The organism is Variovorax sp. 05L425, from assembly GCF_056397705.1.
Window position 1 is genome coordinate 1 of sequence record NZ_JBFTNY010000020.1, and the last position, 22,952, is coordinate 22,952.

The 22,952-nt window shown below is 66.6% G+C and carries 20 protein-coding genes; 15 read left to right on the plus strand and 5 right to left on the minus strand.

Annotated elements, in window-relative coordinates; translation table 11 throughout:
- Nucleotides 1–209: 209 nt before the first annotated feature.
- From AC1DN9_RS21450 to AC1DN9_RS21475, 6 genes are read left to right on the plus strand one after another with little or no spacing between them, the layout of a single operon-like run.
- Nucleotides 210–1,013, plus strand: coding sequence for an ABC transporter ATP-binding protein (locus AC1DN9_RS21450; protein WP_478103549.1), 804 nt, complete (start codon nucleotides 210–212; stop codon nucleotides 1,011–1,013).
- Nucleotides 1,010–1,744, plus strand: coding sequence for an ABC transporter ATP-binding protein (locus AC1DN9_RS21455; protein ID WP_478103550.1), 735 nt, complete (start codon nucleotides 1,010–1,012; stop codon nucleotides 1,742–1,744). Before AC1DN9_RS21450 ends, AC1DN9_RS21455 begins: the two co-directional genes overlap by 4 nt.
- Nucleotides 1,745–1,771: 27 nt before the next feature.
- Nucleotides 1,772–2,503: a nicotinamidase gene (locus AC1DN9_RS21460; protein WP_478103552.1), complete on the plus strand. Its 732-nt coding sequence runs from the start codon at nucleotides 1,772–1,774 to the stop codon at nucleotides 2,501–2,503.
- Complete coding sequence (locus AC1DN9_RS21465) at nucleotides 2,500–2,979, plus strand: (2Fe-2S)-binding protein (RefSeq protein WP_478103553.1); 480 nt, start codon at nucleotides 2,500–2,502, stop codon at nucleotides 2,977–2,979. Before AC1DN9_RS21460 ends, AC1DN9_RS21465 begins: the two co-directional genes overlap by 4 nt.
- Nucleotides 2,976–6,695, plus strand: a complete 3,720-nt coding sequence (locus AC1DN9_RS21470) for a molybdopterin cofactor-binding domain-containing protein (RefSeq protein ID WP_478103554.1) — start codon at nucleotides 2,976–2,978, stop codon at nucleotides 6,693–6,695. Before AC1DN9_RS21465 ends, AC1DN9_RS21470 begins: the two co-directional genes overlap by 4 nt.
- A 40-nt stretch (nucleotides 6,696–6,735) precedes the next feature.
- Nucleotides 6,736–7,920, plus strand: coding sequence for a fumarylacetoacetate hydrolase family protein (locus AC1DN9_RS21475; RefSeq protein WP_478103556.1), 1,185 nt, complete (start codon nucleotides 6,736–6,738; stop codon nucleotides 7,918–7,920).
- Nucleotides 7,921–7,929: 9 nt separating this feature from the next.
- Here AC1DN9_RS21475 and AC1DN9_RS21480 read toward each other — a convergent pair whose 3' ends face one another.
- Nucleotides 7,930–9,468 (minus strand): YifB family Mg chelatase-like AAA ATPase, encoded by a 1,539-nt coding sequence (locus tag AC1DN9_RS21480; protein ID WP_478103558.1) that lies wholly within the window; start codon nucleotides 9,466–9,468, stop codon nucleotides 7,930–7,932.
- A gap of 165 nt (nucleotides 9,469–9,633) precedes the next feature.
- Between AC1DN9_RS21480 and AC1DN9_RS21485 the strand changes: the two genes are divergently transcribed.
- The 7 genes from AC1DN9_RS21485 (at nucleotide 9,634) to AC1DN9_RS21515 (ending at nucleotide 16,433) form a co-directional block, all read left to right on the plus strand.
- A complete protein-coding gene (locus tag AC1DN9_RS21485) occupies nucleotides 9,634–10,506 on the plus strand; it encodes a TorF family putative porin (protein WP_478103693.1) in 873 nt (290 codons plus the stop codon).
- Nucleotides 10,507–10,564: 58 nt separating this feature from the next.
- Nucleotides 10,565–10,903, plus strand: coding sequence for a P-II family nitrogen regulator (gene glnK, locus AC1DN9_RS21490; protein ID WP_028249673.1), 339 nt, complete (start codon nucleotides 10,565–10,567; stop codon nucleotides 10,901–10,903).
- Between the two features lie 27 nt (nucleotides 10,904–10,930).
- Entirely contained in the window at nucleotides 10,931–12,469 is a 1,539-nt protein-coding gene (locus AC1DN9_RS21495; protein WP_478103559.1) for an ammonium transporter, read from the plus strand.
- Between the two features lie 157 nt (nucleotides 12,470–12,626).
- A complete protein-coding gene (locus AC1DN9_RS21500; RefSeq protein WP_478103560.1) occupies nucleotides 12,627–13,547 on the plus strand; it encodes an SMP-30/gluconolactonase/LRE family protein in 921 nt (306 codons plus the stop codon).
- 27 nt (nucleotides 13,548–13,574) lie between these two features.
- Entirely contained in the window at nucleotides 13,575–14,675 is a 1,101-nt protein-coding gene (gene glcE / locus AC1DN9_RS21505; RefSeq protein ID WP_478103561.1) for a glycolate oxidase subunit GlcE, read from the plus strand.
- Nucleotides 14,676–14,694: 19 nt separating this feature from the next.
- A complete protein-coding gene (glcF, locus tag AC1DN9_RS21510; RefSeq protein WP_478103562.1) occupies nucleotides 14,695–15,933 on the plus strand; it encodes a glycolate oxidase subunit GlcF in 1,239 nt (412 codons plus the stop codon).
- An 86-nt stretch (nucleotides 15,934–16,019) separates the two neighbouring features.
- Nucleotides 16,020–16,433 carry a carboxypeptidase-like regulatory domain-containing protein gene (locus AC1DN9_RS21515; RefSeq protein WP_478103563.1) on the plus strand — a complete coding sequence of 138 codons (414 nt, stop codon included), beginning with the start codon at nucleotides 16,020–16,022 and terminating at the stop codon, nucleotides 16,431–16,433.
- A 22-nt stretch (nucleotides 16,434–16,455) separates the two neighbouring features.
- Here the strand turns inward: AC1DN9_RS21515 and AC1DN9_RS21520 are convergent, their stop codons facing one another.
- Genes AC1DN9_RS21520 through lplT form a run of 3 tightly spaced genes read right to left on the minus strand, consistent with a single transcriptional unit; the run spans nucleotide 16,456 to nucleotide 19,164 of the window.
- Nucleotides 16,456–16,941: a glutathione peroxidase gene (locus AC1DN9_RS21520; RefSeq protein WP_478103564.1), complete on the minus strand. Its 486-nt coding sequence runs from the start codon at nucleotides 16,939–16,941 to the stop codon at nucleotides 16,456–16,458.
- The gene (locus AC1DN9_RS21525) at nucleotides 16,938–17,840 is read right to left on the minus strand and encodes a DMT family transporter (protein ID WP_478103566.1); all 903 of its coding nucleotides are present in this window, start codon (nucleotides 17,838–17,840) and stop codon (nucleotides 16,938–16,940) included. The genes AC1DN9_RS21520 and AC1DN9_RS21525 overlap by 4 nt, the downstream gene beginning before the upstream one ends.
- 19 nt (nucleotides 17,841–17,859) lie before the next feature.
- Complete coding sequence (gene lplT, locus AC1DN9_RS21530; protein ID WP_478103567.1) at nucleotides 17,860–19,164, minus strand: lysophospholipid transporter LplT; 1,305 nt, start codon at nucleotides 19,162–19,164, stop codon at nucleotides 17,860–17,862.
- Between the two features lie 169 nt (nucleotides 19,165–19,333).
- Between lplT and alr the strand changes: the two genes are divergently transcribed.
- A complete protein-coding gene (gene alr, locus AC1DN9_RS21535) occupies nucleotides 19,334–20,422 on the plus strand; it encodes an alanine racemase (RefSeq protein WP_478103569.1) in 1,089 nt (362 codons plus the stop codon).
- Here the strand turns inward: alr and AC1DN9_RS21540 are convergent.
- Nucleotides 20,406–20,957: a MarR family winged helix-turn-helix transcriptional regulator gene (locus tag AC1DN9_RS21540; RefSeq protein ID WP_478103570.1), complete on the minus strand. Its 552-nt coding sequence runs from the start codon at nucleotides 20,955–20,957 to the stop codon at nucleotides 20,406–20,408. The two genes, alr and AC1DN9_RS21540, sit on opposite strands and share 17 nt — an antisense overlap.
- A gap of 166 nt (nucleotides 20,958–21,123) precedes the next feature.
- Here AC1DN9_RS21540 and AC1DN9_RS21545 point away from each other — a divergent pair, with 166 nt between their 5' ends.
- A complete protein-coding gene (locus tag AC1DN9_RS21545) occupies nucleotides 21,124–22,932 on the plus strand; it encodes a tannase/feruloyl esterase family alpha/beta hydrolase (RefSeq protein ID WP_478103571.1) in 1,809 nt (602 codons plus the stop codon).
- Nucleotides 22,933–22,952: the final 20 nt, after the last annotated feature.

Genomic DNA, 22,952 nt, shown 5'->3' on the forward strand with positions numbered 1-22,952 from the left:
ATCAGGGCCGCGTGTGTTTGAGCGAAGCGAGTTTCACGCGGACCCCGCCTGAAGCGAGCACCGCAGGTTGCCCGAAGCGAAGCGCAGGGACACGCACAGTGGGGTCGCCTTTCTTTTGCTTACTTTTCTTTGGCGAAACAAAGAAAAGTAAGTCGCCCGCCGGGGCGAGACCCGGCCCACAGCCTCAATAAAACACACGCCCCCCAAAAATGACCCTCCTAAAAGTCAAAGACCTAGGCAAGTCCTTCGGCGGCGTCAAAGCCGTAGACGGCATCAGCTTCGACCTCCCCCCCGGCGAGCTATTAGCCCTCATCGGCCCGAACGGCGCCGGCAAGTCCACCACCTTCAACATGGTCAACGGCCAGCTCAAGGCAGACCGTGGCTCCATCCTCCTCGACGGCGAAGAACTGGTAGGCCGCAAACCAAGAGAAATCTGGCGCAAGGGCGTAGGCCGCACCTTCCAGATCGCCGAAACCTTCGCATCCCTCACCGTGGTCGAGAACGTGCAAATGGCCTTGCTATCGCACGATCACAAGCTCTTCGCCACCTGGCGCCGCGCGTCCGATCACAAGCGCGACGAAGCGCTGACATTGCTCGACCAGGTCGGCATGAAGGCACAGGCGGACCGCCCCTGCAGCGTCCTCGCCTACGGCGACGTGAAGCGCGTCGAACTCGCGATCGCAATGGCCAACCGCCCCAAGCTGCTGCTCATGGACGAGCCCACCGCCGGCATGGCGCCCAAGGAACGCAACTCGCTGATGGCACTGACCAAGCAACTCGTCATCGACCGCGGCATGGCCGTTCTCTTCACCGAGCACAGCATGGATGTCGTGTTCGCCTATGCCGATCGAATGATCGTCCTCGCGCGCGGCCGCCTGATTGCGCAAGGCAAGCCGCTGGAGATCCGCGACCATCCCAAGGTGCAGGAGGTGTACTTCGGCAGCGGCAAGACCTTCGAGAAGATTGCAGAGAAAGCAGCCGCAGTGAACGCAGCGGTGGGAGAGGCGGCATGAGTTCGCACGAAGTGCTGCTCGAAGCCAAGGCGCTGTGCGCCTGGTACGGCGCCGCGCAGATCCTGTACGACGTCGACCTCGAAGTGCGGCGCGGAGAGGTGGTCGCGCTCATGGGGCGCAACGGCGCGGGCAAGTCGACCACGCTCAAGGCGCTGATCGGCATGCTCGGCAAGCGCCGCGGCGCGGTGCGATTCCTGGGTCACGACATCTCCAGGAGCGAACCGCATCAGGCCGCGCGCCTGGGCCTGGGCTTCGTGCCCGAGGATCGTCGCGTGTTCACCGACCTCAGCGTGATGGAGAACCTCGAAGTCGGCAGGCAGGCCGCGCGCCGCTGGAGCGACGGCACCGATGCGCCGCTGTGGACGCCGGAACGCCTGTTCAAGCTGTTCCCCAACCTCGGCGAGATGCCGAACCGCCCCGGTGGCCGAATGAGCGGCGGCGAACAGCAGATGCTGACCGTGGCGCGTACGCTGATGGGCAATCCCTACCTCGTGCTGCTCGACGAGCCCTCCGAAGGCGTGGCGCCGGTGATCGTCGAGCAGATGGCGAACATGATCCTGGAACTCAAGGCGCAAGGCGTGAGCATCCTGCTGTCGGAGCAGAACATGCATTTCGCGGAGCTGGTGTCCGATCGCGCATACGTGCTCGAAAAAGGGCAAATCCGCTACCAGTCGTCAATGGCCGACCTGTCTACCAACGATGAAGTGCGCCGCGCCTATCTCAGCGTATAGATTGTTCAACACCGAGGAGCGAAGACCATGCATTCCACGCAACGCAGAACTCTCTTGAAGTCGGCCGCGGCATTCGGCCTGATCGGCGGCCTGGGTGCATCGGCACCGCTCTTCGCGGCTTCGAAGATCAAGCCCGCAGCCAACGCGGCACTGATCGTTGTCGACGTGCAGAACTGCTTCATCGACGGCGGCACGCTGCCGGTCAAGGGCGGTGCCGAGGTGGTGCCGATCATCAACAAGCTGGCGGGCTCGTTCGACAACATCGTTGTCACGCAAGACTGGCACACGCCCGGCCATGCTTCCTTCGCGAGCACCTATGCCGGCAAGAAGCCCTTTGAAACCACCAAACTCAGCTATGGCACGCAAGTGCTCTGGCCCGACCACTGCGTGCAGGGTACGGACGATGCCGCGCTCAACAAGGACTTGAAGCTGCCCACGGCGCAAATCATCATCCGCAAGGGCTTCCACAAGGACATGGACAGCTACTCCGCCTTCGAGGAAGCCGATCACAAGACGGCGACCGGACTCGGCGGCTACCTGAAGGCGCGCGGCATCAAGACGGTGTTCGTCACCGGCCTGGCGACCGATTTCTGCGTGGCGTGGACTGCGATGGACGCGCGCAAGGCCGGCTTCGATGTCTACGTGATCGAGGACGCGACGCGCGCCATCGACCTCAACGGTTCGCTCGCCGCCGCATGGAAGCAGATGGCCGCCAAGGGCGTCAAGCGCATCCAATCCGCCGACATCGAAAGCGTGTGACCCTGCCGAGCCTGACGGTCAACGGACGCAACGTCGAACTCACGGCGTCCCGCGAGGCGACGCTCCTGCATGTGTTGCGCAACGACCTGGGCCTGAACGGGCCCAAGTACGGCTGCGGGCTCGGGCAATGCGGTGCCTGCACCGTATGGGTGGACGGTGTCGCTGCGCGTTCCTGCGTGATTCCGGCGCACGGCGTGGCGGGCCGCGCCATCACCACGCTCGAAGGCCTCGGCTCGCGTGATCGCTGGCATCCCGTGCAACAGGGCTTCGAAGAAGCGCAGGCCGCGCAATGCGGCTACTGCCTCAATGGCATGGTGATGCAGGCGGCGGCCTTGCTCGCGCGCGAATCGAACCCGAGCGAGGCGCGCATCCGCAGCGAACTCTCCGGCAACCTTTGCCGTTGCGGCACGCACGTGGAGATCGTGGCGGCCGTGCAGCTTGCCGCGCTGTCGATGGCGAAGGGCACCGATTCGTGACGCGGCGCGCCGACCAGCCCCGCACGCGCAGCGAATTCCTCCATGCCGACGGCGTGCTCGTCGTCGTGCGCGACACGCCGCCCGCGCCGCCGCAGGCCAAAGGCCAGCCGGCGCTCGTGGCGGGCAATCCGGCCGAAGGGCCGGAGATATTGATCGCGATCTGGGACGACGGCAGCGTCACGGCACTGAACGGCCACGTCGATCTCGGCACCGGCATCCAGACCGCGCTGTCGCAGATCGTGGCGGAAGAGCTCGATGTACCGCTGGCGCAGCTTCGCATGATGCTGGGCGACACCGCGCGCGTGCCCAACCAGGGCGCGACCATTGCGAGCGCGTCGATCCAGATCCACGCCGGCCCGTTGCGCCACGCGGCTGCGCAGGCGCGGGCGTGGCTGGTTGCGCAGGCGTCGGAGCGGCTTGGCGTGCAGCCGTCCCTGCTGAAGGTGCGCGACGGACGCGTGCACGCCGGGGACGATCCCATCTTCAGCCTCGGCTTCGGCGAACTGGTCGCTGGCGCGCGCACCGTGCTGCAACTCGACACCGTTTCGCGCCTGAAGGACCCGGCCGACTATCGCATCGTCGGCAGCCGCATTCCACGCGTCGACATTCCGGCCAAGCTTGCGGGCGAACTCGTCTTCGTACATGACATGCGCGTGCCCGGCATGTTGCACGGGCGCGTCGTGCGGCCGCCGTATGCCGGCGCGGACCATGGCGACTTCATCGGCAACACGCTGGAATCTGTCGACGAATCGTCGATTGCGCACATTCCCGGCATCCGGGGCGTGGTGGTCATTCGCGACTTCGTCGGCATCGTCGCGGAGCGCGAGGAGCATGCCGAGCAGGCACTGCGCGAACTGCGTGTGACCTGGAAAAGCTGGCCCGGCTTGCCGGCGCTCGACGACCTCGAAGGCGCGCTGCGTGCCAATCCGGCGACGCAGCGCCTGCTGGTCGATGAAGGTGACGTGGACGGCGCGCTCGAGAATGCCGCCAATCCGATGCCGCGGACCTATGTGTGGCCCTACCAGATGCATGCGTCGATCGGCCCCTCGTGCGCGCTCGCGCACTGGGAGCCCGAAAGCGGCGACGGCTTCAGGCTGCGCGTGTGGGCCGGCTCGCAAAACCCCCATGTGCTGCGTGCCGATCTCGCGAAGCTGATGGGCCTGGACGATGTGGCAGTCGATGTCGTTCGGATGGAAGCGGCCGGTTGCTACGGCCGCAACGGTGCTGACGACGTCGCGGCCGACGCGGCGCTGCTCGCCCGTGCGGTCGACGCGCCGGTGCGTGTGCAACTCACGCGCGAGCAGGAGCACACGTGGGAGCCCAAAGGTGCCGCGCAGCTGATGCAGGTTCGCGGTGGCCTCGATGCCGACGGCGAGGTCGCGGCCTACGACTTCGAGACCTCGTATCCGTCGAACGGCGCACCTACGCTGGCGCTGCTGCTGACCCGAACCATTGACCCGGTGGCGCAGGTCTTCGAGATGGGCGACCGCACGGCGCGGCCGCCCTATGCCTACGGCAACCTGCGCGTGAAGGTCAACGACATGGCGCCGATCGTTCGGGCCTCGTGGCTTCGCGGCGTGTCGGCCTTGCCGAGTTCGTTTGCGCACGAGTCCTACGTCGACGAACTCGCGACCGCTGCCGGCGTCGATCCGGTCGCGTTCCGCCTGCGCCATCTGCATGATCCGCGAGCCGCCGACCTGGTGCGCGAGACGGCACAGAAGGCCGGCTGGCGCATGCGCACCGGTCCGCAGGAAAACGCCGACGGCGGCCTGGGGCCCGGGGGCGACATCCTCTTCGGCCAGGGCTTTGCGTATGCGCGCTATGTGCACAGCAAGTGGCCGGGCTTCGGCGCCGCATGGTCTGCGTGGGTGGCGGATGTGGAGGTCAACCGCAAGACCGGCGAGGTGCACGTGCGCCGCGTGGTCGTGGGGCATGACGCGGGCCTGATGGTCAATCCGGCCGGCGTGGAACACCAGATCCACGGCAACGTGATCCAGACGACGAGCCGTGCACTGAAGGAGCGCGTGCAGTTCGCGCCGCAGCGGGCGCCGGATGCCGAAATGCGCCCGGGCGTGCGGCCTTCGGGCGTGGTCGCGAGCCGCGAGTGGGGTGGCTATCCGATCATCAATTTCCGCGAGGTCCCGGTGATCGAGGTGATGCACATGCAGCGCCCCGGTGAGCCGCCGCTGGGCGCGGGTGAATCGTCGTCCGTGCCGGGTACGGCGGCGATCGCGAACGCGATCTTCGATGCGACCGGCGTTCGCTTCCGCGCGCCGCCGTTCACACCGGAGGTGGTGCGCCCTGCGCTGAATCCGCTTCCGGCGCCAGCGGGCGAGGAGGAGGGCGATGGCTCGCACCCGGACCACGCCGAGCCGGACCGCGAGCTGCCCGCCACCGCGCCGTGGCCGCGACGCCGAGGACTGTGGGCGGGCCTCGCCGCGCTGGTCGTGGGCGGCATCGGCGTCGTCGCGGGATCGATGGGCTGGCGGTCCGCGATCGCGCCGGTGTCTTTCAGCGCGCCGGCCTACAGCGAATCGACCATCGAGCGCGGCCGCACGCTCGCCGCACTGGGCGACTGCGCGGTCTGCCACACGGCACCCGGCGGCACGCCCAACGCGGGAGGGCGCGCGATGGAAACACCCTTCGGTACGATCCACACCACCAACCTCACGCCCGATGCCGACACCGGCCTCGGTCGCTGGTCGTTCAGCGCCTTCCAGCGGGCGATGCGCGAAGGCATCTCGCGCAACGGCCACCATCTGTATCCCGCCTTCCCCTACACAGCGTTCGCGAAGACCAGCGACGACGATCTGCAGGCGCTGTATGCGTACTTCATGTCGTTGACGCCCGTGAGCGCAGAAACACCGATGGCTCAGCTCAAGTTCCCCTTCGGCGCACGACCGCTCATGGCGGGCTGGAACGCGCTGTTCCACGATCCGTCGCCGATGCGGCCCGTCGCCTCGCAAAGCGTCGAGTGGAATCGCGGTGCCTATCTGGTCAACGGCCTGGGCCATTGCGGTGCCTGCCATACGCCGCGCAATGCGCTCGGCGCGGAGCAGGGCGGCACGGCCTATCTGTCGGGCGCCATGGTGGACGGCTGGGAGGCGCCAGCGCTGACCTCGCTGTCGAAGTCCGCGGTGCCGTGGAACACCGAAGCGCTCTATCGCTACCTCCGCCACGGTCACGCGAAGAACCACGGCATCGCAGGCGGCCCGATGGCGGAAGTGGTGCGCGAACTCGCCGCCGTGCCGGACGCGGACATCCGCGCGATGGCGACCTACCTTGCGTCCTTCAACGCCGAAACATCGGACGAGACAGCCGCAGTGCAGGCGCAGGGTGTCGTCGCCGATGCCGCGGGCCGGCAGGGCCAGTTGCTCGGCGGCGCCCAGCGCATGTTCGACAGCGCTTGCGCGGCCTGCCATCACGATGGCGACGGGCCCACGCTGCTCGGCGTCAACACGCCCCTCGCGCTGAACAGCAACCTCACAAGCGCGCGGCCGGACAACCTGCTGCGCACCATCCTCGACGGCGTGCGCGAGCCGGCGGCGCGCGATATCGGCTTCATGCCCGCTTTCCGCGAAGCGCTCGACGATGCGCAGATCGCCGAACTGGCCGGCTACATGCGCGCGCGTTTCGCGCCACAGGCACCGGCATGGGAGGATCTGCCGAAGGCGGTCGCCCGGGTCCGGGCGAGCCACGTCGACATGAAGCGCTGACAGTCCCGTACGATCAGCGGATCAATCAGGAGACTTCCGCATGACATCGACGCTGACGCCCGCCCAGTCATTGCCTCGGGACGCCGAGCGCGCCACCCTGATCGGCCGCCTCTGGCTGCCGGACGTCGGGCCCGTGCTTGCGGCCGTGCACGAAGGCGGGCTGCACGACCTCTCGCGCATTGCAGCGACGACCAGCCAGCTGCTGGAGCTCGATGATCCGGTGGGCGCCGTGCGCCAGGTCTTGCGCGACGAGCGCACGCCGCGCGTGGCTTCGCTGGAGGCGACACTGGCGAACAGCGACGAATCGCGCCGCGACACGCGGCATCCGTGGCTGCTCGCACCCTGCGATCTGCAGGCGGTGAAGGCCAGCGGCGTGACCTTCATCGCGAGCCTGCTGGAGCGTGTGATCGAAGAACAGTCGCGCGGCGATGCGTCGAAGGCGGAATCCATTCGCGCCGCGCTCGGCAGCGTGCTTGGCGACAACCTCGCCGGCATCGTGCCCGGATCGCCGCAAGCCGCGAAGGTCAAGGACGTGCTGATCGCGCAGGGTGCGTGGTCGCAGTACCTCGAAGTCGGCATCGGCCCCGACGCCGAAATCTTCACCAAGGCGCCCGTGATGTCGGCGGTCGGCACCGGCGCCGACGTGGGCATTCATTCAGGGTCGGCGTGGAACAACCCCGAGCCCGAAGTCGTGCTGGCCGTCAACAGCCGCGGGCAGACGCTCGGCGCGGCGCTGGGCAACGACGTCAACCTGCGCGACTTCGAAGGCCGCAGCGCGCTGCTGCTCGGCAAGGCGAAGGACAACAACGCGTCTTGCGCGATCGGCCCCTTCATCCGGCTCTTCGACGACCATTTCGGCATCGACGACGTTCGCCGCATCACCGTCGCGCTGCGCGTGCAGGGGCCGGAAGGCTTCACGCTCGAAGGATCGAGTTCGCTCTCGAAGATCAGCCGCGATCCGCTCGACCTCGTGTCGCAGGCGATCGGCCCGCACCACGCCTACCCCGACGGGCTGATGCTCTTCCTCGGCACCATGTTCGCGCCCACGCAGGATCGCCACGGTCCAGGGCAGGGCTTCACGCACGTCGTGGGCGACCGGGTCACCATCTCGGCGCCCGAACTTGGCGCGCTGGAGAATCGTGTCGTGCATTCCGAAAATGCGGCGCGGTGGACCTTCGGCATCGGCGCGCTGATGCGCAATCTTGCGGGGCGCGGGATTCTCTGAGCCGTCGAATCAGTTCACCGCGCGCAGCGCCCGCCGGTATTGCACCGCTTCCGCCACGTGCGCGACTTCGACCGCGCTGGCCTCCGCCAGGTCGGCGATCGTCCGGGCCACCTTCAGTGCCCGGTGCGTGCTGCGCGCCGACCAACCCAGCTTCGCTGCCGCGGTGTGCATGAACTTCAGCGCGTCCGGCGCCAGTGACGCGTGCTGGTCGATCTCCGCCCCTTGCAGCGCATGGTTGGTCTTGCCTTGCCGCGACAGTGAGCGCTCGCGGGCGCGGACAGCACGCTCACGAATGGCATCGGTCGCCTCGCCGGCAGGCGCATCCAGCAACTGCTGTGCCGAGACCGCGGGCACCTCGATGTGGAGATCGATGCGATCGAGCAAGGGCCCGCTGAGCTTGCCCTGATAGCGCGACACCTGATCAGGCGTGCACCGGCACGCCTTGAGCGTCGAGCCGAGATAACCGCACGGACACGGATTCATCGCCGCGATCAGTTGGAACCGCGCCGGAAACTCGGCCCGCCGCGCCGCGCGTGCGATCGTGATGGTTCCGGTCTCCAGCGGCTCTCGCAGCGCCTCCAGCGCGGGCCTGGTGAACTCCGGAAATTCATCGAGAAACAAGACGCCGTGATGCGCCAGCGAGATCTCGCCCGGCCTTGGCGGCGACCCACCGCCGACCATCGCCACCGCGCTGGCCGTGTGATGCGGACTCGACGTCGGCCGGCACATCCAGCGATCGACCGCGAAGCGGCCGCCCAGGCTGGCCACGGCAGCGCTTTCGAGCGCCTCCTCGACGCTCATCGCGGGCAGCAGGCCTGCAAAGCGCTGCGCCAGCATCGACTTGCCTGAGCCGGGCGGTCCCACCATCAACAGGCTGTGGTTGCCGGCCGCGGCGATTTCCAATGCGCGCTTGGCGCTGGCGTGTCCCTTCACGTCGGCGAGGTCGGCATGGCGAGCGGCCGGTCCGCGGGGCGCTGGAAGAACCCGCGCCCAACCGTCTTCATCGGCATCCGCCGGCGGCGCGCCGTCAGCCGGAAGGAATTGCCGCACCACGTCGAGCAGGTGCCGCGCACCGTAGACCTCGGCGCCGGGCACCAGGGCGGCTTCCTGTGCACTGTCGGTCGGCAGCACCAGCCGCGTGGCGATGCCGCGCGTGTGCAGGGCCAGCGACATCGCGAGCGCACCACGCACGGGCCGCAATTGCCCCGAAAGCGAGAGTTCGCCCGCGAACTCGTGCCCCGACAGCCGGCTCGCCTCGATCTGGCCGCTGGCCGCCAAGATGCCGAGGGCAATCGGCAAATCGAAGCGCCCGGAATCCTTCGGCAGGTCCGCAGGCGCGAGATTGACGGTGATTCGCTTGTTGTTGGGGAACTCGAGGCCGGCGTTCTGGATGGCCGACCGCACGCGTTCGCGCGCTTCCCTGACTTCGACATCGACCAGACCGACCAGCGTGAAGCTGGGCAAACCATTGGCCAGATGCACCTCGACCGTGACGCTGGCCGCTTCCAGGCCCAACAACGCACGGCTTTGCACCAAACAAAGACTCATGACTCTCCCTATCCCCAGGATGGTGCGTTCCATCCCATCTTGTTTGTGACGACGTACATGCCTGCGCAAGCCTTTGTAAGCCTGGCCTTGATGCGCTTGGCACGCTCCCTGCTTTGACGTGGTTTCCAACCCACTTTCAAAACAACTCCGAGGAGTCTCTCGATGATGCACCGCAAACCCGTCCGAATCCTGGCCTTGGGCGCCCTCGCCGTCTTGCCGATGTTGGCGAGCGCGCAAACCGCCGACGCGAGCGCGGCGCCGGCAGCGGCCCCGGCCCCGAATCTCACGGGCAACGTTTCCCTGACCACGAACTACAAGTTCCGCGGCCAGGACCAGGACACCATCGGACACAACGGCTTCGCCAAGACCAGCTGGTTCAAGCCCGCCATCCAGGGCGGCCTGGACTACGTCTTCGGCGACAGCGGCTTCTACGTCGGCAACTGGAACTCCAGCGTCAACTGGCTGGCGGGCAACTCGGTCGAGATGGACTTCTACGGCGGCTACAAATTCAAGGGCGGCCCGATCGACTGGGACGTCGGCGTCTACCAGTACTACTACCCCGGCAACACCGCGGGCAACACCACCGAAATCTACGGCGGCGCCAGCTGGACCGACGAGCGTATCGGCACCTTCGCGGGCAAGTACTCCTGGACCGTCTCCAACGACTACTTCAACTACGCCGGCAACCAGGGCGGCTCGGGCCTGGACGGCCAGAACACCAGCTACCTGAACCTGTCGTACACGAAGGAGATCTTTCCCAAGCTGACCTTCAAGACGGCCATCGGCTACACCTTCTTCACCAGCGACATCAAGAGCCTGGGCTACAAGGACTACCTGGACTACAACGTGGGCGTGTCCTACGACCTCGGCAGCGGCTTGGCGCTCGGTGGCTCGGTACAGGGCGGCAACAACCAGAGCGCCTTCAACCTGGTCGCCAGCCCGGGCATCCCCACCGGCACCGTCTTCGGACCGATCGGCGGCTCCACGTTCTCGCCGAACGTCACTCGATTCATTGTCATGCTGACCAAGACGCTGTAGTTGCCGCAGGCGCGGCTTCGAAGCCGCGCCGCTTCCATCCATCCGTAGGAGAAACACCATGAAGCTGGTCACAGCCATCATCAAACCCTTCAAGCTCGACGAAGTGCGCGAAGCCCTCTCGGCCATCGGCGTGCAAGGGATCACCGTCACCGAGGTCAAGGGCTTCGGTCGACAGAAGGGCCACACCGAGCTCTACCGCGGCGCGGAGTACGTCGTCGACTTCCTGCCCAAGGTGAAGATCGAGGCCGCCGTGGCCGACGAACTCGTCGAGCGCGTGATCGAGGCCGTCGAGGCCGCCGCACGCACCGGCAAGATCGGCGACGGCAAGATTTTTGTGTACGACCTGGAGCAAGTCGTACGCATCCGCACCGGCGAAACGGGCCGCGAAGCACTCTGACCTGCAAGGCATGAAAGACAAACCGAAATGAAAAAATTCCTTGTTTCACTCGCGCTCGGCCTGAGCGTGCTTGCCGCCGGCACCKCCGGCTTCGCGCAGACGCCACCGGCCGCGGCCGAGGCACCCGCGGCGACGGCGCCTGCCGCCACTGCCGCCGCGCCCGCCGCTGCTGCTGCACCCGCCGCCGCGACCGCGGCACCGGCTGCCGATGCCGCCGCCCCCGCCGCCGCGCCTGCACCCTCGTTCAACAAGGGTGACACCGCGTGGATGCTCGTGTCCACGCTGCTGGTGATCATGATGACGGTCCCCGGCCTGGCGCTGTTCTACGGCGGCCTGGTCCGCAGCAAGAACATGCTGTCGGTGCTGATGCAGGTGATGGTCACTTTCTCGATGATCGTCGTGCTATGGCTGATCTACGGCTACAGCCTGGCGTTCACCGAAGGCAACGCATTCATCGGCGGGTTCGACCGGCTCTTCATGAAGGGCATCTTCGATGCGTCGACCGGCGTGTTCGCACCCGGCGCGACCTTCAGCAAGGGCGTGTACATCCCCGAACTGCTGTTCGCCGCCTTCCAGGCGACCTTCGCCGGCATCACCTGCTGCCTGATCGTCGGCGCCTTTGCCGAGCGCATCAAGTTCTCGGCGGTGCTGCTGTTCATGGCGATCTGGTTCACCTTCAGCTATGCGCCGATCGCGCACATGGTCTGGTTCTGGATGGGCCCGGACGCTTACTCGAGCAAGGAAGTGGTCGACGCCATGAACGCCAAGGCCGGCCTGGTCTGGCAGTGGGGCGCGCTCGACTTCGCGGGCGGCACCGTGGTGCACATCAACGCGGCCGTCGCCGGCCTGGTCGGCGCCTACCTGATCGGCAAGCGCATCGGCTACGGCAAGGAATCGTTCACGCCGCACTCGCTGACGCTCACGATGGTCGGTGCCTCCCTGCTGTGGGTGGGCTGGTTCGGCTTCAATGCCGGCTCCGCGCTCGAAGCGGGTACCAGCGCCGTGCTGGCGTTCATGAACACCTTCTCCGCCACCTCCGCCGCCGTGCTCGCATGGTGCATCGGTGAAGCGCTGATGCGTGGCAAGGCTTCCATGCTGGGTGCCGCTTCGGGTGCCGTTGCCGGCCTCGTGGCCATCACGCCGGCCGCCGGCAACGTCGGCCTGATGGGGGCCATCGTCATCGGCTTCATCGCAGGCTTCGCCTGCCTCTGGGGTGTCAACGGTCTCAAGAAGCTGCTCGGCGCGGACGACTCGCTCGACGTGTTCGGCGTGCACGGTGTCGGCGGTATCGTCGGCGCGCTGCTGACCGGTGTCTTCAACACGCAAGCGCTCGGCGGCCCCGGCCTGGTGGGCGACTGGGTCACGGCCAGCGTCATCTCCAACGGTATCGGCGCGCAGTTCTGGATCCAGCTCAAGGGTGTGCTGCTGACCATCGTGTGGTCGGGCGTGGTGTCCTTCATCGCCTACAAGATCGCCGACCTCACCATCGGCCTGCGTGTGAGCGAGGAAGAAGAGCGCGAAGGCCTCGATATCTCGGCGCACGGCGAGACTGCATACAACAGGTAACTCAAACTCGCCCCCAGGTTGCCCGGCACTTCGTGTCCGGGCGCCCACCCCCTGCCGGGGGCAACACCGGCGGACTGGCAAAGCCAGATCCGCGGTGTTTCACCAACGGGCGTGGCTTTGCCCGCCGCAGTCAGGCTGCGGCGGGCATAATTTTTTGATGTGGACCACACTGAACAACAGCTTGAGCCAGCTTGGTGAATCGCCGTTTTGGCATCCGGCGGAACGGTCGCTGTACTGGCTGGACATTCCGGGGCGCGCTGTTTTGCGGACGCGCGGCGATATTGCCGATGCCACGGTGGAGCGCTGGGATCTTCCGACTGAGCCGGGCTGCATGGCGCCGGCACGTGGCGGCGGGTTGGTGATCGCGCTGCGTGACGGCGTTTATCGTGCGCGGGAATGGGGTGGCACGCTCCAGATGATGGCGCGGGTCGATCACGATGTGCGCACCATGCGCTTCAACGACGGGAAGTGTGATCCGCTGGGACGGTTTTGGGCCGGCACCCTGAACGAGGCCAAGGACCGGCCCAATGCGGCGCTCTATTGCCTCGATGCGCGCGGCGGTCGTGCGCCGTCGCTCAAGCAGATGGCCAACGAAGCCACCACGGCCAATGGGCTGGCTTTTTCGACCGACGGCGACACGCTGTACTGGGCCGACACCGCGGCGCATCGCGTGCGCGCCTGGACTTGGGCGGCACGGGTCAACGCGATGACCCGTCCGCGTGTGTTCCAGCAATTCGACAACAAGCCCGATGGCTGGACGCCGGAGTCGCCCCTGCACTACGAAGGCCGGCCCGACGGCGCGACGGTCGATGCCGACGGGCATTACTGGGTCGCCATGTTCGAAGGCGGCCAGGTGCTGCGCTTTGCACCCTCGGGCGAGCGCGTGTCGGCGCTGCCCACGCCGGTCCAGTGCCCGACCATGCCCTGCTTCGGCGGGGACGATCTGCGCACCCTGTTCGTGACGACCGCACGGCGCGGCAGGCCGGCGGCGGAACTCGAACAGCGGCCCGCGTCAGGGCATGTGCTGTCGATTCGCGTGGCGACGCCGGGGCTGCCGGTCCAGTTCTTCGAAGACTGAACTTGCGCTGGCGGTACGATCGCCCGCATGGATCCAGCCCTTTGCCAGATCACCGAGCGCATACGCGCCGCCGCCGCCGATGGGACGTTGCTGCGCGTTCGCGGCCGCGGCACCAAGGACTTCTACGGCGAGATGCCCCAGGGCGAGCCGCTGCCCACCGAAGGACTCGCGGGTATCACGAGCTACGAGCCCAGCGAACTGGTCGTCACCGCGCGTGCCGGCACGCCGCTCGTCGAGCTCGAATCCGTGCTGGCCGCGCAAGGCCAATGCCTGCCGTTCGAACCGCCACGCTTCGGTGAAGGTGGCACGGTCGGCGGCATGGTGGCCGCCGGACTCAGCGGGCCGGCGCGTGCCAGCGTGGGCTCGGTGCGCGACTATGTCCTCGGCGCGACTTTGGTCAACGGCCGCAGCGAGGTTCTCACCTTCGGCGGCCAGGTCATGAAGAACGTGGCGGGCTACGACGTCTCCCGCGTGCTTGCGGGGTCGCTGGGCGTGCTCGGGGTCATTGCCGAGGTGAGCCTCAAGGTGCTGCCGCTGGCACCCGCCGAGGCGACGCTTGAGTTCGCGTGCAGCCAGGCCGATGCGCTGCGATTGCTCAACGAATGGGGCGGCCGGCCGCTGCCGCTCAATGCCAGCGTCTGGCGCGAACGTGACGGCGCAGGCGTGTTGTCGCTGCGCTTGCGCGGCGCGGTGGCGGCCGTGGAGGCCGCCTGCGCACACCTCGGCGGCGAGCGGCAAGACAATGCCCAGACAGTGCCCGGGTGGGATTCGCTGCGCGACCAACGGCATCCGTGGTTCGCCACGGCGCAGGGCGCGAACGACCTCTGGCGAATCTCGGTGCCGCAGACGGCGCCGGTGCTCGACGTCGACGGCGCACCGCTGGTCGAATGGCACGGCGGGCAGCGGTGGTACCTTGCGCCGCCCGACCAACGTCCGCGACTGCGCGCAGCGGCACACAAGGCCGGCGGCCACGCGACGCTGTTCAGGCCGTCGGATGCCCATGGGCACCGGGTGCTCGACAGGTTCGACGCATTGAGCGCACCGGTCGAGCGCATTCATCGCGCACTGATGCAGGAATTCGATCCCTACGCCGTCTTCCATCGCGGGCGGCTCTATCCCGCGCACTGACACGCACCGACACCCCAGCATGCAAACCGAACTCGCACCCGAATTCCAGGGTACTCCCGACGGTCGCGAAGCCGAGGCGATCCTGCGCAAGTGCGTGCACTGCGGCTTCTGCACGGCCACCTGTCCGACCTACCAGTTGCTCGGCGACGAACTCGACGGGCCGCGCGGGCGCATCTACCTGATCAAGCAGGTGCTCGAAGGCAAGGCGCCGACGCGCAGCACGCAGCTGCACCTCGATCGCTGCCTGACGTGCCGCAACTGCGAGAGCACTTGCCCCAGCGGCGTGCAGTACGGTCATCTGGTCGACATCGGCCGCAAGATCGTCGACGAGAAAGTGCCGCGACCGGCATTCGAAAGCGCCGTGCGCTGGACGCTGAAGGAAGGACTGCCGTCGCCGCTGTTCGGGCCGGCGATGAAGCTCGGCCAATCGTTGCGCGGCTTCTTGCCCGGCAAGCTCAAGGCCAAGGTGCCCGCGCCGCGATCCGCCGGTGCGTGGCCTGCGCACACGCACGCTCGCAAGATGCTGATGCTCGCCGGTTGCGTGCAGCCTTCGATGTCGCCCAACATCAACAGCGCGACCGCGCGCGTGCTCGACGCAGCCGGTATTCAGGTCATCGTCGCGCCCAACGCGGGTTGCTGCGGCGCGGTGAAGTTTCACCTCAACGACCACGACGGTGGCAAGGCCCAGATGCGCGCGAACATCGACGCATGGTGGCCGCAGGTCGACAGCGGTGAGGTCGAGGCGATCATCATGAATGCATCGGGCTGCGGAGTGACCGTGCGCGAATACGGCCACATGCTGAAGGACGACCCTGCCTACGCCGCAAAAGCGGCACGCATCAGTGCGCTCACAAGGGATCTGAGCGAACTGCTGCCCGAACTCTCCGCATCGCTGAAAGCGCGCGTCCGGGCGTCGTCCGGCGTGATCGCCTACCACCCACCCTGCACGCTGCAGCACGGGCAAAAGCTGCGCGGCGGTGTCGAGATGCATCTGCGCACGATGGGCTTCGACATCCAGGTCGCACAGAACGAGGCGCATCTCTGCTGCGGATCGGCCGGCACCTATTCGGTGCTGCAGCCTGAACTGGCCTACCCCCTGCGGGACCGCAAGCTGGGCCATCTCAACCAGCTCCAGCCGACCGCCATCGTGTCGGCCAACATCGGTTGCATCACTCATCTGCAAAGCGGCAGCGAAGTGCCTGTGCGGCACTGGGTCGAGTTGCTCGACGAAGCGCTGGCCCCTGCCTCGGCAGCCTGATCGGACAGGAACTGGGGGTCTGGTCTGACCCCAGCGCAGCCCGGGCGGCGTGAGCATTTTCAGGTGTTCATTCCGGGAGTGATTCGATGCAAGCTTCTTTCCAAACTGTTGCGCGCACCGCTGCCGTGTGCGCGTGCTCACTTGTTCCATGGATGGCGCAGGCCCAGCCCCCTGCAGTGCATATGTCCGAGGATGGCGGCGCGCAGTATGTGTGCGGCGGCATCGGTTCGGACGAGTCCGTCGCGATGCGGGCTGCCATGAAGGACCATCCGCTGTCGCTGCTGTTCGCTCGTGCAAGCGGCGCCTACCTGGCCGACGTGGCTGTGACGGTCAAGGACGCGGGCGGCACCACCGCACTGGCGATGCGCGCCAGCGGGCCTGTCTGCCTCGTGGATCTTCCGGCGGGGCGCTACACCGTCGAGGCGGAGAGCGAGGGCGTCCTCAAGACCCAGGTCGTGATGCTGGGCAGCGGATCGAAAACCGCCGATTTCCGGTTCTGACGCCCTGAAGACGTTCTGAATCTCAGGCCGCCAATGCGGCCTCGATGTCGCGCGTGATGGATTCGGGCTTGTCCAGCGGCGCGTAGCGTTTGACCACCTGGCCGTCCTTGCCGATCAGGAACTTGGTGAAGTTCCACTTGATGGCCGTGCTGCCGAGGAAGCCCGGTGCTTCCTTCACGAGCCACTTGTAGAGCGGCGCCGCGCCCGATCCGTTGACGTCGATCTTTTCCATCATCGGAAAGGTCACGCCGTAGTTCTGGGTGCAGAAGGCGCCGATTTCCTCGTTGGTTCCGGGGTCCTGGTGGCCGAACTGATTGGACGGGAAGCCCAGCACCGCCAGGCCCTTCGACTTGTATTTCTCGTAGAGCACCTCCAGCCCCGCGAACTGGGGCGTGAAGCCGCATTGGCTGGCCGTGTTGACGATCAGCAGCACCTTGCCCTTGAACTTGGAGAGCGGCACGGGCTTGCCATCGATCTGGCGGGCTTCGAAGTCATAGACGCTGGTCATGGCATGTCCTCCTGGAAATCAGAGCGTCGATCATCGTCGCCACTTGGCGTTCGCGCAAACGCGGACCACGCGGCCGCCAGCACGATCAGCGCGCCGCCGATCCAGATCCGCGCGTCGAGCGTGGCGGCGCCCAATGCGACCGACGAGACACTTGCGAACAGCACTTCGGACAGCATGATCACCGAGGTCGCGTTGGCCGCGAGACGCGCGGCGCCGTACTGCAGGCAAATGTTGGCGATCACGAAGCCGCCCCCCAGCACCAGCGCCCAGCCCCACCACCCGGTGTCGCCGAGCGGGGGCGCCGGAATCGCCGCCACGAGGGTGCCGGCCATGGCTGTCACGCCGGCCACCAGCGCGCAGCCCCCGAACATCGCCAGCGCGCGCGATTCGCCCGGTGCCGCGCGCAGCCGGCGCAACAGGATGTTCGTCACCGCGAAGCCGAAACCCGCTGCCACGCCGAGCCAGTCCGGCAGGCTGGAGGGGATCGGCCAGTCCGTCTCCGGCGTCTTCAGCACCACCGCCACGCCGACCAGCGCAAGCGCCACCCGCGCCAGCGCCGACAGCGTCGGGCGCTCGCCCAGGAAGATCCACGCGAGCAGCACGATCCACAGCGGCATCAGGTAGAACAGCAGCACCACCCGCACCACGTCGCCTTGCGTCACCGCCCAGTTGAAGCCGACGTTGGTGAAGCCCGCCGCCAGGCCCAGCAGCACGAGCGCGGGGTTGCGCACAAAGACGTGCCACATGGTGCGGCGCAGCAGCACGATGGCGAGCGTGATCGCGGCGTAGATCAGGCACGTCGCCCACACCGGATGCAGGCCATGGCTTTCGATCTGCCGGAAGGGAAACCACGAAACGCCCCAGACGAAGGCGTTGAAGATCAGCGCAATGGCGGGCAAGACTGTTCCGGACCCGCGTTCAGTGGTGCTTGTCGCTGCGTGCGATGGCGAGCAGGTGCTCGACCTCTTCCGGGTACTTGCGAAGATTGCTCTGGTGCCAGCGCTTGATCAGCCACATGAATCCGGCCACCACGATGCCGAAGGCGGTGATGGCCGAATAGGCTGACATGCCGATCCCGGTGCATGCGCTGTAGAACGCGCCGAGCACCAGGATGCAGGCCTGCTCGTTGAAGTTCTGCACCGCGATCGATCGCCCGGCGCCCATCAGGTTGTGGCCGCGGTGCTGGAGCAGCGCGTTCATCGGCACCACCAGGAACCCGCCCAGCCCGCCGAGCAGGATCAGGAAGGGCACGGCCAGCCAGATGTTGCCGATGAAGTTCATGCCGATGACCAGCACGCCCATTCCGATACCCATCGGGATCACGCGGGTCGCCATGTCGAGCCGCATGCGCACCGATGCCACGATCGCGCCGACGGCAGTGCCGATCGCCACCACGCCCGTCAGCGACGAAGCCTGCGCCGTGTTGTAGCCCAGTGCCAGCGAGGCCCAGGCGAGCACGATGTACTTGAGGTTGCCGCCCGCGCCCCAGAACAGCGTGGTGGTGGCCAGCGAGATCTGGCCGAGCTTGTCGCGCCACAGCCGCGAGTTGCAGTGCCAGAAATCGGGCAGCAGTGCGGCCATGTTGCGCACGAAGCCGTGCTGCGGATTGGCGCGCAGCGGACGCATCTCCACGCCGGTGTCGGGGATGCGGGTGTTGAACCAGGCGGCCACCACATAGACCAGGATCAGCGTCGAGATCGCGGCTTCGGGCGGCGTCCTGACGCCGGTGTCGATGAAGGGGAAGTCCAGCGCCAGCAAGTGGCTCGAAAGGGCATGGCTCACCAGTTGCCCTCCGAGCACGATGCCGAGAATGATCGAAGCGATGGTCAGGCCTTCGATCCAGCCATTGGCCTTGACCAGTTGCGAGGCCGGAAGCAGCTCGGTCAGGATGCCGTACTTCGCCGGCGAGTACGCCGCCGCCCCCAGGCCGACGATCGCGTATGCCATCAGCGGATGCGAGCCGAACAGCATCGTCACGCAGCCGACCACCTTGATGGCATTGCTGATGAACATGACCTTGCCCTTGGGCAAGGCGTCGGCAAAGGCACCCACGAGCGGCGCGAGCGCGACATAGAAGACGGTGAAGATCGGGACCAGCGCCGCGCGCTGCCACTCGGGCGCGCCGCTGCTTCGCATGAGTTCGACTGCAGCGACAAAGAGCGCGTTGTCGGCCAGCGACGAGAAGAACTGGGCCGACATGATCGTATAGAAACCGCGCTTCATCGATGGCTGACTGGCCGGCAACGAGGGGTCCGGCGATTGTGGAAGAGGGGCCGCTTCAGCGGCGGCTGCGCGGTTATAGCATGGGGGTGCGGTGTCAAAATGGCGCGATGTCCCGTAGCGTCGGGCTCATTTTTGTGAGTGTTTCCTGCTTTTTCCAGGGTTTATTTTCGTGCCGCGTCCGATCCTTGCCACTGTTCATCTTTCCGCACTGCAGCACAACCTCGACCGCGCGCGCCGAGCGGCGCTTGATTCGCGCGTCTGGGCCGTCGTCAAGGCCAACGCCTACGGACACGGCATCGAACGAGTGTTCGAAGCATTCCGGGGCGCCGACGGCTTCGCGCTCCTCGACCTGGCCGAGGCCGAACGCGTGCGTGCGCTGGGCTGGCGCGGGCCGGTGCTGCTGCTCGAAGGCGTCTTCGACGCCCGCGACCTCGAACTCTGTTCCCGCCTCGACCTTTGGCATGTGGTGCACTGCGACGCCCAGATCGACTGGCTGGCGGCGCACAAGACGCAGGTGCCGCAGCGCGTGTTCCTCAAGATGAACTCGGGGATGAACCGCCTGGGCTTCACGCCTGATCGCTTCCGTTCGGCATGGACGCGCCTGAACGCGCTGCCGCAGGTCGACGAGATCTCGTTGATGACGCACTTCAGCGACGCGGACGCCGACCGCGGCATCGCCCACCAGATGGAGGCCTTCGAGCGCGCCACGCAGGACCTGCCCGGTGAGCGATCGATTGCCAACAGCGCCGCCACGCTGCGCCATTCGCACGGCACGCGCGCCGACTGGGTGCGGCCGGGCATCCTGCTGTACGGCAGCGCGCCGGATTTTCCCGAGCATGACATCGCGCACTGGCAGCTTCAGCCGGGCATGACCCTGTCGACCAAGCTCATCTCCGTGCAAACCCTGAAGGCCGGCGACGCCGTCGGCTACGGATCGAGATTCACCGCCGACGGCCCGCTGCGCATCGGCGTGGCGGCGGTCGGCTATGCCGACGGCTACCCGCGTCATTGCGGCACCGGCACGCCGGTGTTGGTGAACGGCGTGCGCACGCGCATCGTCGGGCGCGTCAGCATGGACATGGCCACCATCGACCTCACCCCGGTGCCCGACGCCGGCTTCGGCAGCGAAGTCATCCTGTGGGGGCGCGCGTCCGGCGGCGCGGTGCTGACGATCGACGAGGTGGCACAGGCCGGCGGTACCGTGGGCTACGAACTCATGTGCGCGGTCTCGCAGCGCGTGCCTATCGTGGTCGGCTGACAGTCGGATTCGCTTGAGGATCCTTTCCGGCTGGCGCTCGTTGCGCATCCGGGGAGACGCTGCGCGACAGCGCAACCTTGTGCAGCAGTTCGATCAACATCATGCGCTCGGCCGTCGACAGATTGCCGAGCGCTTCTTCCTCGCCCTCCAGCACTGATCGGGTGGCCTTGCCGGCGAGCGCCGCGCCCGGCGGCGTGGTACGCAAGTACTGCGCCCTGCGATCGGTCGCATGGGGGGTGCGCTGGATCAAGCCTCGCCGCTCGAGTCTCTCGATCCATGCCGTGATGTTGGGCGCCGTCACCGCGAGCGCCTTGGCCAGGCGGGCGGCCGACACATCCGGGTTTTCGTGAATCAGGCTGAGCACCGTGTACTCGACGGGGCGCAGATCAAAAGAGCCTCCCACCCGGCCGGCAAACACCGCGTCGGTCACGATCGTCGCCTGTGCGAGTTGGTAGCCCAGCACAAGGTGCAGGGAGGCTTCGACCAGCCGGCCGGCGGGCGTGGCGTCCTGCGGGGTGCTTCTGTTCTTGGGCATCCGGCGAATTGTCGCGCGACTCTCATTGCTTCATTGGATGAACTTCATTCGATTCAGCGATGCCATTGGATGCTTGATTAGCTAGTGGAAAACCATGAAAAGTTACTACACATAGTTAAATAAACTAACTAGATGGCGCTGTTTGCATGCGTCAAAGGAGACATTCTTGAAGACCCCTGCATCGCTATCGCTGGTCGTTGTCGCCTCCCTGTTGGCCGCTTGCGGCGGCGGCGGAGGTGGCGGCTTCCTCTCTCCAACGCCCGCCACGGGCACGTCAACAGCCGGGACCAGCACAACGGGAGGCAGCAGTTCCGGGAACGGCAACTCCGGAAATACCAATTCCGGCGGTTCGACGACGCCGGTCGAGACATTGCCGGTCCTCGGCGTGGCCACCGGCGCAACCCTGGGCAACTGCGCCTCGCTCGCCGGCTTCAGCTTTGCCAACACCGCGATCACCGCGGCGAACTCGATCGCAGCGGGCACCCTGAAGGTCGCCGGCAAGTCCATCGATGCGCATTGCCAGGTGCGCGGCACCATGTACTCCCGAACCAGTTCGGTCGATGGTCAGAACTATGCGATCGGCTTCGAGATGCGCTTGCCGCTGAACTGGAATGGGCGCTTTTTCTATCAAGCGAATGGCGGTGTCGATGGCAGCGTCGCCACCGCCACCGGCGCGGTGAACGGAGGTGGCGGCCTGAACAACGCCCTGAACATGGGTTTTGCCGTCATCAGTTCCGACGCGGGCCACCAGGCGCCGACGCCGTTCTTCGGCATCGATCCGCAGGCGCGCCTGGACTACGGCTATCAGGCGGTTGCAAAGCTCACGCCGATGGCGAAGGCGCTGATCGCGTCGGCCTATGGCAAGGGGCCGGATCGTTCGTACTTCGGCGGCTGCTCCAACGGGGGCCGACACACGATGGTCGCCATGTCCCGCTATCCGGACGACTACGATGGCTTCCTCGTCGGCGATCCCGGTTTCAGGCTTCCTCTGGCGGCTTCGGCGAACATCGTCGGCGCCCAGAACTACAACGCCTTGGCGACCACACCCGGCGATCCGGGCACGGGCTTCACGCAGGCCGAACGCACGCTGGTCTCCAATGCGGTGCTGGCCAAATGCGATGCGCTTGATGGATCGGCCGATGGGCTGGTTCAAGACACGGCCGCCTGCCAGGCCGCCTTCAACCTCGATCGCGATGTCCCCACCTGCAGCGGCACGCGTGACGGCACTTGCCTGAGTGCGGACCAGAAGCAGCGGATCGGTCAGCTTTTCGCGGGCGCGCTCGACGGAAACGGGCAGAAGTTCTACGCCAGCTTCCCCTTCGATGCAGGGGTGAACACCAACGGCTGGGCGTCGTGGAAGTTCTCAAACTCGCTGAACCTCGATTCGGGCGCGGTGGGGTTCATCTGGCAAGTTCCGCCTGAGGCTCAGGCAGGCTTCAATGGTCCGAACTTCACGCTCACCACCAGCATCGACTCGATCCTCGCGAAGATCACCGCGACGAGCGCGCTCTACACCGAGAACTCGCTGTCGTTCATGACTCCGCCGAATCCTGCGGACCTGAGCCGACTCAAGAAGCGCGGCGCAAAGGTGATGGCCTATCACGGCACGAGCGACCCGATCTTTTCGAGCGACGACACGCAGCATTGGTACGACCAGCTCATGGCGGCCAATGGGGGCGACGCTTCGAACTTTGCCCGCTTCTATCGCGTCCCCGGCATGAACCACTGCAGCGGCGGTCCCGCGACCGACCAGTTCGACATGCTCACGCCGCTCGTCAACTGGGTCGAGAAGGGCGACGTCGTCGATACCGTCGTGGCTTCCGCGCGCGGCACGGGCAACGCGGGTGGCGTGAATGCCGACGTTCCGGCAAGCTGGGCACCTGATCGCACCCGGCCGCTTTGCGCCTATCCGAAGGTCGCGCGCTACAAGGGCAGCGGTGACATCGAGAAGGCGGAAAACTTCAGCTGCCAATAGGCCCCGGGGCGGTGCGCGCG